Genomic DNA, 13,305 nt, shown 5'->3' on the forward strand with positions numbered 1-13,305 from the left:
GCCAAAACCATTCCAGGAGACAGCCAGATGCAAGTCCAGTTCACGGTCAACGGGCGCGCTGCCAGTGTTGACGTCCCCCCCAATACCCTGCTTGTCCATGCGCTGCGAGAGCACCTGCTGCTCACCGGCACCCATGTGGGTTGCGACACCAGCCAGTGCGGGGCGTGCACGGTGCATGTGAACGGCCGGGCCGTCAAATCCTGCGCGATGCTGGCGGTGCAGGCCCAGGGGGCCGAGGTGACCACCATCGAAGGCATGGCAGCCGCTGACGGCACCATGCACCCCATGCAGGCGGCGTTCAAGGAATGCCACGGCCTGCAGTGCGGCTTCTGCACCCCCGGCATGGTGATGAGCGCGGTGGACCTGTGCCAGAACCACCCCAACGCTGGCGAAGGCGAGATCCGCGAGCTGCTCGAAGGCAACATTTGCCGCTGCACGGGCTACCAGAACATTGTTCGCGCAGTACAGGTCGGCCAAAAGGCCATGGCCTCGGCCTAAGCCGGCTTTGCCTTCAACCGGCTAACGTCGTTGGGCCGCCTTGCCGTGCTACAGCACTGTCTGCGGCTCCCCGCCTAGTTATCCGACTGAATGCAAACCCGGTAGTCCCGTCCCGAATTTCACACACCAGGAGACAACCATGGGTGCATCCGACTTTTCCAAGCTGCCGCACATCGGCGAATCGCTCAAGCGCAAGGAAGACTATCGCTTCCTGACCGGCGCGGGCCAGTACACCGACGACGTGGTGCTGGCCGCGCAAAGCCACGCGGTGTTCGTGCGTTCGCCGCACGCGCACGCCAAGATCAACAGCATCAACGTGGATGCCGCCAAGGCCGCACCCGGCGTGCTCGGCGTGTTCACCGGTGCCGACGTGGCGGCTGACAACATCAACGGCCTGCCCTGCGGCTGGCTCATCACCAGCACCGATGGCCAGCCCATGAAGGAGCCGCCGCACCCCATCCTGGCCCAGGGCAAGGTGCGCTATGTGGGCGACCACGTGGCCATGGTCGTGGCCCTCACGCAGCAGCAAGCGCGCGACGCGGCCGAGCTGGTGGAGGTGGATTACGACGTGTTGCCCGCCGTGGTCAGTGTGGCCGATGCCGCAGCAGGCACCGTAGCCGGCGCAGGCCTGCACGATGCCGCGCCCGACAACCACTGCTACAAGTGGGCCATTGGCGACAAGGGCGCTGTGGATGCGGCCTTTGCCAACGCCGCGCATGTGACCAAGCTGGATCTGGTCAACAACCGGCTCATCCCCAACGCGATGGAGCCGCGCGCCGCCATTGGCTCGTACAGCCGCGCCAACGACGAATACACGCTGTACGTCAGCAACCAGAACCCGCACGTCGAGCGCCTCTTGATGACGGCCTTCGTGATGGGCCTGCCCGAGCACAAGGTGCGCGTGATCGCGCCCGACGTGGGCGGCGGCTTCGGCTCCAAGATCTTCTTGTATGCCGAGGACGTGTGCCTGACCTGGGCGGCCAAGAAGCTCAACCGCAACATCAAGTGGGTGGCCGACCGCAGCGAGTCCTTCGTGTCGGACGCACATGGCCGCGACCATGTGAGCCATGCGGAGATGGCGATGGACAAGGATGGCAAGTTCCTGGCCATGCGCGTGCACACCGACGCCAACATGGGCGCCTACCTCAGCACCTTTGCCAGCGCGGTGCCCACCATCCTGTACGCCACGCTGCTGGCGGGCCAGTACACCACGCCGCAGATCTATGTGGAGGTGGATGCCTGGTTCACCAACACCGCGCCGGTCGATGCCTACCGGGGCGCGGGCCGGCCCGAAGCCACCTACCTGCTGGAGCGCCTGGTCACCCGCTGCGGCTGGGAGATGAACCTGTCGCAGGACGAGATCCGCAAGCGCAACTTCATCACCAGCTGGCCCTACCAGACGCCCGTGGCGCTGCAGTACGACGTGGGCGACTACCACGCGTGCATGACGCAGGCGCAGGAGCTGGCCGACGTGGCGGGCTTTGCGGCGCGCAAGGCAGCCAGCGAGGCCAAGGGCTTGAAGCGTGGCATTGGCTATTCGTCGTACATCGAGGCTTGTGGCATTGCGCCGTCCAACATCGCGGGCGCCCTGGGCGCACGCGCGGGCCTGTTCGAATGTGGCGAGGTGCGTGTGCACCCCACGGGCAGCGTGACGGTGTTCACCGGCTCGCACAGCCACGGCCAGGGGCATGAGACCACCTTTGCGCAGGTGGTGGCCGCGCGCCTGGGCATCCCGGTGGAGAACGTGGACATCGTGCACGGCGACACGGGCCGCGTGCCCTTCGGCATGGGCACGTATGGCTCGCGCTCCATCAGCGTGGGCGGGGCGGCCATCATGAAGGCGCTGGACAAGATCGAGGCCAAGGCCAAGAAGATCGCGGCGCACCTGATGGAAGCGAGCGACGCCGACATTGACTTTGCCAACGGCGAATTCAGCGTGCGGGGCACCGACAAGAAGATTCCGTTCGGATCGGTGTCTTTGGCTGCCTACGTGCCGCACAACTATCCCCTGGATGTGCTGGAGCCGGGCCTCAACGAAACCGCGTTCTACGACCCGACCAACTTCACCTTCCCCGCCGGCACCTACATCTGCGAGGTCGAAATCGACCCGGCCACAGGCAGCACGCGCGTGGACAAGTTCACTGCGGTGGACGACTTCGGCACCATCATCAATCCCATGATCGTGGAGGGCCAGGTGCACGGCGGCCTGGTGCAGGGGATTGGCCAGGCGCTGATGGAAAACTGCGTGTACGACCGCGAAACGGGCCAGCTGCTCACCGGCAGCTTCATGGACTACGCCATGCCGCGCGCCGACGACTTTCCCGAGTTCAAGCTCGGCCATGTCTGCACGCCCTGCACGCACAACCCGCTCGGTACCAAGGGCTGCGGCGAGGCCGGGGCCATTGGCTCACCACCGGCGGTGATCAACGCCGTGCTCGACGCGCTGCGACCGCTGGGCGTGAAGGAGTTCGACATGCCCGCATCGCCGCACCGCGTGTGGGAAGCCATCCAGTCGGCCAAATCATGAAACACCCCCTGAGTCGCTTCGCGCCTTCCCCCTCAAGGAGGACGCCGCCAGCGCGGCGGGGCGGCCCTTGCCCGGCGGCCGCTGGTCTTTGCCGCGCGTTTGCCACTGGCTGCGAGCCTTTGCAGTCAAAGCATGAAAACTGACAGGAGTTCTCCATGTACGCATTTACCTTTGAAAATCCCTCCTCCACCGCAGCCGCTGCACAGCTCATCGCCCAGGGTGGCAAGCTGCTGGCCGGTGGCCAAAGCCTGCTGCCATCGATGCGCCTGCGCCTGGCCAACCCCGAGAAGATCGTCGACCTCAACAGTATTCCCGAGCTGGCGGGCATCCGCCGCGAGGGCAATGCGCTGCTCATTGGCGCCATGACGCGCCACATGGATGTGGCCAACAGTGCCGACGCCAAAGCAGCCATCCCCGCATTGGCCGACCTGGCCGCACACATTGGCGACCGCCAGGTGCGCGCGCGCGGCACGCTGGGTGGTTCGGTGGCCAACAACGACCCGGCCGCCTGCTACCCCAGCGCGGTGCTGGGTTTGGGCGCTACGGTCATCACCAACCAGCGTGAGATCGCAGCCGATGACTTCTTCGTGGGCATGTACACCACGGCGCTGGAAGAGGGCGAGATCATCACCGCGATCCGCTTTCCGATTCCGAAGCGCGCGGCCTACCTCAAGTTCAAGCAGGCGGCGTCACGCTTCTCGCTGGTGGGCGTGTTTGTGGCGCAGACCGAGGGTGGTGTGCGGGTGGCCATCACCGGTGCGGCCAGCAGCGTGTTCCGCCATGCGGGGCTGGAAGCAGCGCTGAACCAGAGCTTTACGCCCGCATCGGCGGCGGCGGTGAAGATTGATGCGAGCGACCTGAACGCCGACATTCATGCGAGTGCGGCGTATCGCGCCAACCTGATCAGCGTGCAGACGCAAAGGGCCGTGGCGCAGATGCTGGGTTGAGATCCGTAGGTCGGGTGAGCGCAGAGTAAGCCGACATTGCTGCGCCACTCTTTCCGCGGGTGTCGGGTTACGCCCTGCGTGCTAACCCGACCTACGGGGCTGCGAGGCCAGTTGCAATCACCTTGGGTGGCATGCAAGGTTAATTTTTGAATGAAATTGGCCTCTAGCGCTTATCTATAAAGCGCTAGTAGCTATAAAAATTATAGTAATGAACGTTTCCCCTCCTGCGCCCATGACCGCCCCCGCGCTGTCCTCCATCGACGCCCTGGTGTTGGCCTTGCAGGGCGTGGGCTACTTTGCCGACCGGCGGCTGGCCACGGCCGTGTTCCTGGCGCTCAAGCTGCAGCGCCCGCTGCTGCTGGAGGGCGAGCCCGGCGTGGGCAAGACGGCGCTGGCCCAGGCGCTCTCCAAGGTGCTGGAACGCAGCCTGATCCGACTGCAGTGTTACGACGGGCTGGAGCAGCGCGAGGCACTGTACGAATGGAACTACGCCGCCCAGCTGTTGCACATGCGGGCGGCGGAAGGCAAAGGTACTGCCGACATGGCGCAGGTGGAGCGCGAGGTCTACCAGGATCGCTACCTCATCCGCCGCCCCCTGCTGCAGGCGCTGCAGGCGCCCGCCCCCGGTGCGGTGCTGCTTATTGACGAAGTGGACCGCGCCGACGAACCCTTCGAGGCGTTTTTGCTCGAATACCTGGGCGAGTACCAGGTGAGCATTCCCGAGATCGGCACCGTGCGCGCCACGGCCACGCCGGTCACCATCCTCACCAGCAACCGCACGCGCGACCTGCACGACGCCGTCAAGCGCCGCTGCCTGTACCACTGGCTGGACTACCCCGAGCGCGAGCGCGAACTGGCCATCGTGCGTGCGCAGGTGCCGGATGCCAGCGCCGCCTTGGCCATCCAGGTGGCGGATTTTGTGGGCCGTTTGCGCAGCCAGCCATTTGCCAATGCCTTCCAGCGCGCGCCGGGCATCGCAGAGAGCGTGGAATGGGCCAAGGCGCTGGTGGCGCTCGACACCATCGTGGTGGACCCGGAAGTGGTGTCCGACACCGCAGGCATTTTGTTCAAACAGCGCGAGGATGTGGCGGCGCTCACGCGCGACATAGCGGTGCAATTGCTGCAGCCCGCTGATGTCGATGCCTGAGGGCGCAGCCGTGGCAGAGGGCAAGACCATTTCCCAACTGGGCGATGCCCGGACTGGCAAGCTGGCCGACAACCTGAGCGGTTTTGGCCGCACCCTGCGCCGCGCCGGAGTGCGCGTGGACGCCGCCCGCATGGCGCTGGCCCAGCAGGCGGTGATGCTCGTGGGCCTGCGGCGTGAGGATTTCAGCGCCGCGCTGGAGGCCGTGCTGGTCAGCCGCGAGCAGGACCGTTTGGTGTTCCGCGAGTTGTTCGACGCGTACTTTCGCAACCCCAACGTGGCGCAGAAGCTGCTCGCGCAGATGCTGCCCAGCGCGGAGTCCAAGGCCGAGCCCGCCAAGCGCCGCCCGCGCGTGAGTGAGGCGCTGGCCCCCGTGCGTGCGGCCCGCAACGCGCCCCCGCCGCGCGAGGACGAGAAGATCGATTTCGACGCCGCCATGACGGCCAGCGATCTGCAGCGTCTGCGCCAGGCCGACTTCAACCAGCTTTCGGCGAGCGAATACCTGCTGGTGGAGCGCCTGGCGCGCGAGGTGCCCTTGCCCCTGCCGCGCTACGCCGCCCGCCGCACCCGCCCCGGTGTGCGCGGAAGCCGCCCGCACTGGCCGGGCGCCATGCACCACGCGGCCCGCAATGGGGGCGAGGTGCTGCGCATCCCGCTGCTGCAGCGGCGCCAGCAACCGCTGCCGCTGCTGGTGCTGGTGGATGTGTCGGGCTCCATGGAGCGTTACGCGCGGCTGCTGCTCGCCTTTTTGCATGCAGCCACCGCGCCGCGCCACACCGGTGACGCCGCGCGCCGGGATGTGTTCGCGTTCGGCACCGGGCTGACTGACCTCACGCCGGCCTTTCGCCTGGCCGACACCGACGCGATGCTGCAGGTGGCCAGCCATTCGATCAGTGACTTTGCCGGGGGTACCCGCATGGGTGACAGCCTGGCGCAGCTGCGTTTGCAGCATGCCCGGCGGTTGGTGGGGCGGCGCACCCTGGTGCTGCTGATCAGCGACGGGCTGGACACGGGCACGCCCGAGGTGCTGGCGCAGGAGCTGGGCTGGCTGCGGCGCCACTGTGGCCGGTTGCTGTGGCTCAACCCGCTGTTGCGATTTGAGGGCTATGCGCCCACGGCACGCGGCGCGGCCGAGCTGCACCGCCAGGCCCACGGCATGGTGGCCGTGCACAACCTGAGCCGCCTGCAGGACCTGGCGGCCAGCCTGGCTGCCGTGCTCCGGCAGTGACTGATTTCAGAGACAACCATCGTCCATACACCGAGAGGAATCCACCATGGAAATGCAAGCCAGCCGCACCCTTGCCGTGAGCCAGCAGCAGGCCTGGGAGGCGCTCAACGATCCTGAAGTGCTCAAGCTGTGCATCCCCGGCTGCGACAAGGTCGAGGCGACCGGTGACAACCAGTACGCCGTCGCCATGGCGCTCAAGATTGGGCCCGTGTCTGCCAAGTTCGCAGGCAAGATCACGCTGTCGGAGATCGTGCCGCCCGAGAGCTACACCATTGCCTTTGACGGGTCGGGTGGCGTGGCGGGATTTGGCAAAGGCAATGCACAAGTCAAACTGGTGCCTTTGCCCGCCGATGCCGCAGGGCAGGCCAGCTGCGAGCTGCACTACACCGTGCATGCCACGGTGGGCGGCAAGATCGCGCAGCTGGGCCAGCGGCTCATCGACGGCGCCGCCAAGAGCATGGCCGAGGATTTTTTCAAGCGCTTTGACAACGAGATGCAGCGCCGCCATCCGCGCGCAGCGGCGGACGATGGTGCGGCCTCTTCCGAAGCGCCCACCGAGCCTGGGGCGCTGGCGGCGTCGGCGGGGGAGGATATTCCCCCCAGCGGCATACCGGTTTGGGTGTGGGTGGTGGGCGCGGCGGCGCTGGTGCTGGTAGCCTGGGCGATCAATTGACTCCCCCTGTGCCGGGGAATGGGCTCCCCCTGAGCCGCTTCGCGTCATCCCCCTGAGGGGGACGCCTCCGGTGGACCGGCGAAGCCGGATCCACGGTGGCGCTGGTATGGGTGCTGCGCGGCTTCATACGCGGCGGGTGTGGATGGCGGATTTCTGAGTGAGCCGTGGCAATGAATGGGTGATGAAACGATGGAAAACCTGGATGTGATGGTGTTGCGCACGCTGCAGGGCTGGCGGGCTGCCGGGCGGCGGGCGCTGCTGGCGACGGTGGTGCGCACCTGGGGCTCTTCACCCCGGCCGGTGGGCTCCATCATGGCGCTGTGTGAAGACGGGTCTGTGGTGGGCTCGGTCTCGGGCGGATGTATTGAGGACGACCTGATTGACCGCCATACACGGGCCTATGCGCAGGGCGTTCCCACGGCGAATGCGGGCAAAGACCATTGCATTCCGAGTGGCCCGCCGACATTTGTGAAATACGGCGTCACCGCGGACGAGGCGCACCGCTTCGGGCTGCCTTGTGGCGGCACGCTGGAGTTGCTGCTGGAGTACGACCCTGACCCCAACAGCCTGGCAACACTGATCACCGCGCTGGAGGCCGGGCGCCTGATGCAGCGCAGCGTGCGCCTGGCCGATGGGGTGGCCACGCTGACGCCTGCGGCAGCGCCGACCGAGCTGGTGGTGGATGCCGAGAATCTGACCAACACCTTTGGCCCCGAGTACCGGATGCTGCTGATCGGCGCAGGCCAGCTGGCGGAGTACCTGGCCACCATGGCGTTGTTCAATGGTTTTGCGGTGACGGTGTGCGACCCCCGCGAGGAATACCGTGGCAGCTGGAACGTGCCCGCTGCCACGGTGGTGAGCGACATGCCCGACGACGTGGTGCTGGCCTTCAAGCCAGACCGGCGCAGTTGTGTGGTGGCCCTCACACACGATCCCAAGCTCGATGACCTGGCGCTGCTGGAGGCGCTGAACACCGACGCGTTTTATGTAGGCGGCATTGGCTCGCGCCGCAACAACGAGGCGCGCCATGCCCGCATGATCGAACACTTCGACCAGACCGAAGAAAGCCTGGCGCGCCTGCGTGGGCCGATTGGCATCTACATCGGCAGCAAGACGCCGCCCGAGATCGCGGTGAGCGTGATGGCCGAAATCCTGGCCGTCAAAAACGGCGTGACCCTGCCGCGCGACATGGAAGTAGCCCAGGCCAAGAACGACCGGGAACTGGCGCACAACGACCCGGGTGTGCTGGTATGTGGGGTGCGCGCGGCTTAGATGTGCACTAACGGGGCCGGGCCCGCAACTGCAACTGCTGCCGCACGTGGTGCAGCAGCCCTTCACAGGCGTCTTCCACCAGGTCCAGCACCTCTTCAAAGCCAGCGGCCCCGCCGTAGTAAGGGTCGGGCACCACGGGGCTGTCGAACTGTTGGCAGAACTCGGTCATGCGGCGCAGCTTATGGGTGTGCTCTGGCGGGCAACGCTCTTGCGCCAGTGCCAGGTTGTCCCAGTCCATGGCCAGGATCAGGTCGTGTTGCCCGAAGTCCCTGGGTAGCATCTGCCGTGCGCGCAGGCTGGAAAGGTCGTAGCCCCGTTGCGTCGCGTGGCGCTGGCTGCGGTCATCCGGCGCCTCGCCGGGGTGGTAATTGTGGGTGCCCGCCGAGTCCACACGCACCTGGTCGGCCAAACCACTGTGAACCACCTTGTGCCGGAACACGCCGTGGGCCGTGGGGCTGCGGCAGATGTTGCCCATGCACACAAAAAGCACGGAGTAGGTGGCCGCAGGTGCGTGCTCGTCTTGCATGTCTTGTCCGCAGGTTCTCAGGCCGACATCACCACCGGGCCGCCCTTGGCAATGCCACGCTGGTAGGCGGGGCGCGCCTCCATGCGCTGTTTGTAGGCCTGCAGGTTGGGGCAGGCGCTGGCCTTGCTGGCGCGCGAGAGGGCGGCCTCCACCGCAAAGCTCATCTGAAAATCCGCCATGGTGAGGTGCTCGCCCGCAAACCAGCGGTGGTTGCCCAGGTGTTGCTCCATGAAGTCGAGCGCGGTGTTCACGTTGGGGTCAATCACCTTTTCCTGTACCTTGCCACACAGGGCTTTGGCGATGGGCTTGACGAAAAAGGGCATGGGCTGGGTCGGAATCGTCATGAACACCAGCTTCATCACCAGCCAGTTCATGAGCGAACCCTCGGCGTAGTGCATCCAGAAGCGGCACTGGCGGTACTCTGGCGTGCGCGGCGCTGGTTGCAGATGGGCCAGGTCACCGCCCGCCTGGGCGCCGTAGGTCTCCACCAGGTATTCGACGATCGCGCCAGACTCGGCGATGACCTCCTTGCCGTCAGTGATCACCGGGGATTTTCCCAGCGGGTGGATCTTCTTGAGCTCGGGCGGGGCCAGCTTGGTGGCCTTGTCGCGTTGGTAGATCTTGAGCTCGTAGGGAACGCCCAGTTCTTCGAGCAGCCAGAGAACGCGCTGCGAGCGCGAGGTTTCAAGGTGGTGGACGGTGATCATGGGTGAACATTTGAACAGTTTGCCGGAGCGCGGTGCAAACCTGCGGGTGGCAAGGACGGCCCTGAAAAGCAAAAAGCCCTCTGGCGAGGGCTTTTTGCAGAGGACCCACCGCAGTCGGCCCTTGGCGATCTGGCGATCAGCCGCCCTTCTTGGAGCGCTTGCCAGGGTTCTTCTTGCTGCGGGTTGCCACACCGCGCTCCAGGCTCACGCGTTGGCCACGGCCGCCGGTTGGCAGGGTGTAGCCGGGCACGGGCGTAGGGCGGGGAGTGCGCTTGCGGTCTGCTTCGGTGACGATCTTGTTGCCCATGGTAGGTCTCAGAGTTGGTGGAAAAAAGGGAGATTTTAGGCCACAGCCGGGTCGCCGGGATTTTGACCGGTGTTTGGCAGGACCTTTAGGGGGTGACAAAACCTGCAGCCACGCCTGCAGCCACACCCGCGCCATGGTCGGTGGACAAGGCCTGCGTGCAGTGGCGAGGCAGTTCAAAACCCCGCGCTGCGTCTTGGATGGCAGTCGTGCGGATGACGGGCGGCTTGGCCCACACGCCACCAAAGATGGTGGCAAAGGCGACGTCCGCCGCATCCCGCCCCACGCCAAAACGCAGCAGGCCCATGGGGATCGCCGTGCCAGACGGGTCAAAGATGTACCAGCGGTCGCCCAGATACACCTCCACATATGCATGAAAATCGGGCGGTCCGAGGGCCGGGTCAGCGCCATAGTCGGTTCCGGTGGTGAAGCGGGCCGGGATGTTGATGGCGCGGCACAACGCAATCATGAGATGGGCGAAGTCGCGGCAGACGCCCACCTGCTCCACCAACGTGTCCACCGCCGAGGTGTTCGAGTTGGACGTGTTGGACGTGAACGCCACATGCCGCTGCACCCAGTCGCATATCGCCTGCACCCGGCTGTGCCCTTGCCACAGGGCTCCAAACTCATTCGTAGCCAGGCGCAGCAGCCGGTCGGACTGGCAATACCGGCTGGGGTAGATGTAGCCCATCACCTCCTGTGGCAGACGCCTCACCGGCACTTCTGGCAGTTGGGCGGGGTCGACGCGGTAGTGGTTGATATCCACCGTGGCGGAATACGTTAGCTCCAGCGTGCCAGGCTCGCCATGCAACCGCAGGTAGCGGTTGCCCGTGGCTGGATCGGTATGAACGTGGTGGGCGATGGGCTGGTTGATGACCAGGCGTTCCGCACTCACAGACTGGTTGGGTGTCTGCGCAGCGTGGATGTTGAAGACAAAATCAGCGCCGTGCTGGTCCACCTCGTAGCTCAGATCAATCTGCAGTTCCATGCGCACGCGGTCATGGCTCGGTTGGGCTTCAGGGGCCGCTGGCGCGGGGTAGGGGGCGGGCCAGGTGGCAGCGTTGCGGGTATTTAACTGCAGGGGAGGGCTTTGGGTGTTTGCCATGGGCATGTCCTTCGTGCGCTGCATGCCGGGGCATCCGGCACAGCAGCGTGACTTGAGGATAGTCTCTTCTTCGGCGCCCGATGTAGGCGAACGGCCCGCTGCAATGCCCGCCCGTTACCCATTCAGGGGCGCCGGCAGGTCACCTCGTCAGGCCGGTACCGCAAGGCGTGCCAGCACCTCGGTCTTGCCGCTGCGATCTGCTCGCAGGATCAGCCCTTCACCCGAACTGGTGTTGGTCTTTGCCAGATCGGACAGCACAAACATATGGGTGAACCACACTTCAAAACGGCCCGCCCGCAGCGATGCAGCAGAGAGTCCCGCGCGCAGTTCCCGCAGATGGCTCGCTCCCGTGGTCTCTGGGCTGCCGTGGGGCGAGCCCAACGCAGGCCAGACCTGGGGCGTACCAAAGGCAAGGGTGGCACTGTCCACACAGCGGCACCAGGGGCTCGAAAAAACCTTGCCCGGCTGCAGTTGCCTTTGTTGAAACCACATGCCCACGCGCCGCGCCTGCGCCCGGCCTTCTTCGCTCAGATTGCGTTGGGTGCTGCAGTCACCCAGGCGAAACCCGGGTGGGTCAAACGTGCCAGGGGCCAGCGAGTGGCGGAAGGCTGCCACCACACCACCCCTGCGCAACAGGGCCTCGGCATCCGCGTCCTGGGCTGCCCAGCTGCGCAGGCTGGCAAAGGCCAGCCCGGCGCCCAACACCGCACGGCGGGCAACGCGGGGCTCAGGCGGCAGGCTGGAAGGCATAGCCGTTGCCCGACGACGTCACGCGGCCAAAGGCCGGGAACGGGAAGTGGAAGCCGCCCAGCATGGCGTTGCTGGCGGTAATGCGCTGGAACACCTCGCGCCGCACCTTGCGCGCAGCCTCGGCGTCCATGTCAAACGTCACGGCCCAGTCGGGGTTGCGGGCAAACAGGGCCGGCACATTGGTGAGGTCGGCCACGTAAAAGAAGTTTTGCCCGGCGGACTTCAGCTCGAACAGCGTGTGGCCGGGCGTGTGGCCGTAGGCTGCCACCGACTGGATGCCCGGGGCGACTTCGGTGCCCGGTGCAAATTGCACCAGTGTGTCGGCCGGCAGGGTGGCAAAGGTGCGTCGCACGTTCTCGAACGCGCCCTTCATGCCTGCGGGCGCTGCGGCCATGCGGGCATCGTCCATCCAGAACGCGTGTTCGGCCGCAGGCACCATCACTTTGGCCTTGGGGAATACCAGCTCACCGGCCTTGTTGCGGATGCCATTGATGTGGTCCCCGTGGTAGTGGCTGATGAGCACGGTGTCGATGTCGGCCGCTTGCAGGCCGGCGGCGCGCAGGCTGTCGAGCAGCTTGCCCGTGGTGGCGCCGCCAAACTCGCCCAGGCCGGTGTCGATGAGGATCTTGCGTCCGCCCGTCAACACCAGGAACGGCGTGTAGGGCACGTCGATGTAGTCCGTAGGCAAGCCCTGGGAGGCCAGCAGCGCGCGCACTTCGGCCAGCGGTGCGTTTTTCACAAACTCCTCGCCCAGCGGGCGGCGCGTGATGCCGTCGTTCAACGCGATCACTTCGGCATCGCCCACCTTCATGCGGCGGAAGGCGGGGCTGGGCAGGGTGGGCGTGCCGAGGTTGGGCGCGTTCTGGGCCCAGACGGGCACAAAGGATCCCGCGGCGTATACGGTGGTGGCTAGGCTTGCACCCAGGAAGTGGCGACGAGACAGCATGAAACTTTCCGGTAATGAGTTGAACTGATGAGTCGCAACTGTAGCGGTGCCAAGAGTTTGCCGTTTGCCGATGCGCTAACCTGTGCGCAACGTGGGGCTTTTGCGGGTAACTGGGGTTAACCCCTTGGCGGAGGCTTATTCGACCGCGAAGGCTTCGCGCAGCGCATCGCAAAAGGCCGCATTGCCGCTGACCGTCAGGGTGATCGTGGTCCGGGGTGGGGCGGGGCTGCCTGCCGCCGCGTGCAGCTGCCCGGCGGACTCATCAAATGTCAGCACCAGCGGTGTGCTGACTTCCTGCGCACCCTGCAGGTCGTATTGCCATTCGCCCCCATCTTCCGAGGGGCCGCGGACATCGGGCCAATGCTGGTGTGCCCAGACCAGTACGGCACTGATCTCCGCGTGCAATGCGGGAATCTGTGCGGACGACACGCTGGCCATGGCATCAAAAGTACCCACACCGTCCGCATCCTCGCTGTAGTCAAAGTCCAGGTAGTTCAGTTTCATGTTTGTCATTCAAGAGGGCGTCATGCCCGGGTGAGGCCGGCGCAGCCGAGGACCAGCACCCCAGCAACGCCGTCGGGGTGATGTGCGGCGGGTCACGCCCGAAGTACTGCCGGGCCAGTTTGGTCAGAACGGGTTGCTCAAACGGCGGCAACAGGTCAGCAGTGTCTCGCTCCA

14 protein-coding genes are annotated in these 13,305 nt (G+C 65.7%); 7 read left to right on the forward strand and 7 right to left on the reverse strand.

Translation table 11 applies throughout. The features are described from left to right. The first annotated feature begins 27 nt into the window (after positions 1-27). The 7 genes from IB243_RS24580 to IB243_RS24610 all read left to right on the forward strand — a co-directional run bounded on the left by IB243_RS24580 (position 28) and on the right by IB243_RS24610 (position 8,289). Positions 28-498, forward strand: a complete 471-nt coding sequence (locus tag IB243_RS24580; protein ID WP_192429778.1) for a (2Fe-2S)-binding protein — start codon at positions 28-30, stop codon at positions 496-498. A 139-nt stretch (positions 499-637) separates the two neighbouring features. After that, positions 638-3,025: a xanthine dehydrogenase family protein molybdopterin-binding subunit gene (locus IB243_RS24585; RefSeq protein WP_192429779.1), complete on the forward strand. Its 2,388-nt coding sequence runs from the start codon at positions 638-640 to the stop codon at positions 3,023-3,025. 155 nt (positions 3,026-3,180) lie between these two features. Next, positions 3,181-3,972: a xanthine dehydrogenase family protein subunit M gene (locus IB243_RS24590; protein ID WP_192429780.1), complete on the forward strand. Its 792-nt coding sequence runs from the start codon at positions 3,181-3,183 to the stop codon at positions 3,970-3,972. Between the two features lie 232 nt (positions 3,973-4,204). Next, entirely contained in the window at positions 4,205-5,119 is a 915-nt protein-coding gene (locus tag IB243_RS24595) for a MoxR family ATPase (protein WP_192429869.1), read from the forward strand. After that, positions 5,106-6,344, forward strand: coding sequence for a VWA domain-containing protein (locus IB243_RS24600; protein WP_010459767.1), 1,239 nt, complete (start codon positions 5,106-5,108; stop codon positions 6,342-6,344). The genes IB243_RS24595 and IB243_RS24600 overlap by 14 nt, the downstream gene beginning before the upstream one ends. A 46-nt stretch (positions 6,345-6,390) precedes the next feature. Further along, a complete protein-coding gene (locus tag IB243_RS24605) occupies positions 6,391-7,017 on the forward strand; it encodes a CoxG family protein (protein ID WP_010459765.1) in 627 nt (208 codons plus the stop codon). Between the two features lie 189 nt (positions 7,018-7,206). Beyond that, positions 7,207-8,289: an XdhC family protein gene (locus IB243_RS24610; protein ID WP_192429870.1), complete on the forward strand. Its 1,083-nt coding sequence runs from the start codon at positions 7,207-7,209 to the stop codon at positions 8,287-8,289. Between the two features lie 7 nt (positions 8,290-8,296). Here IB243_RS24610 and IB243_RS24615 read toward each other — a convergent pair whose 3' ends face one another. From IB243_RS24615 to IB243_RS24645, 7 genes are all read right to left on the reverse strand, one after another. Continuing rightward, positions 8,297-8,815 (reverse strand): low molecular weight protein-tyrosine-phosphatase, encoded by a 519-nt coding sequence (locus IB243_RS24615; RefSeq protein WP_192429781.1) that lies wholly within the window; start codon positions 8,813-8,815, stop codon positions 8,297-8,299. A gap of 17 nt (positions 8,816-8,832) precedes the next feature. Beyond that, on the reverse strand, positions 8,833-9,522 hold the full coding sequence (locus IB243_RS24620) for a glutathione S-transferase family protein (RefSeq protein ID WP_057272876.1): 690 nt from the start codon (positions 9,520-9,522) through the stop codon (positions 8,833-8,835). A gap of 136 nt (positions 9,523-9,658) precedes the next feature. Further along, on the reverse strand, positions 9,659-9,829 hold the full coding sequence (locus tag IB243_RS24625; protein ID WP_010459758.1) for a hypothetical protein: 171 nt from the start codon (positions 9,827-9,829) through the stop codon (positions 9,659-9,661). An 85-nt stretch (positions 9,830-9,914) separates the two neighbouring features. Then, entirely contained in the window at positions 9,915-10,814 is a 900-nt protein-coding gene (locus tag IB243_RS24630; RefSeq protein WP_035196774.1) for a transglutaminase family protein, read from the reverse strand. A 264-nt stretch (positions 10,815-11,078) separates the two neighbouring features. Further along, a complete protein-coding gene (locus tag IB243_RS24635) occupies positions 11,079-11,681 on the reverse strand; it encodes a histidine phosphatase family protein (RefSeq protein WP_057272875.1) in 603 nt (200 codons plus the stop codon). Beyond that, positions 11,659-12,627 carry an MBL fold metallo-hydrolase gene (locus IB243_RS24640; protein WP_192429782.1) on the reverse strand — a complete coding sequence of 323 codons (969 nt, stop codon included), beginning with the start codon at positions 12,625-12,627 and terminating at the stop codon, positions 11,659-11,661. Before IB243_RS24640 ends, IB243_RS24635 begins: the two co-directional genes overlap by 23 nt. A gap of 135 nt (positions 12,628-12,762) precedes the next feature. After that, on the reverse strand, positions 12,763-13,131 hold the full coding sequence (locus tag IB243_RS24645) for a hypothetical protein (protein ID WP_192429783.1): 369 nt from the start codon (positions 13,129-13,131) through the stop codon (positions 12,763-12,765). Positions 13,132-13,305: the final 174 nt, after the last annotated feature.

It is taken from the genome of Acidovorax sp. ACV01 (assembly GCF_014851495.1).
Taxonomy (GTDB): domain Bacteria; phylum Pseudomonadota; class Gammaproteobacteria; order Burkholderiales; family Burkholderiaceae_C; genus Acidovorax; species Acidovorax radicis.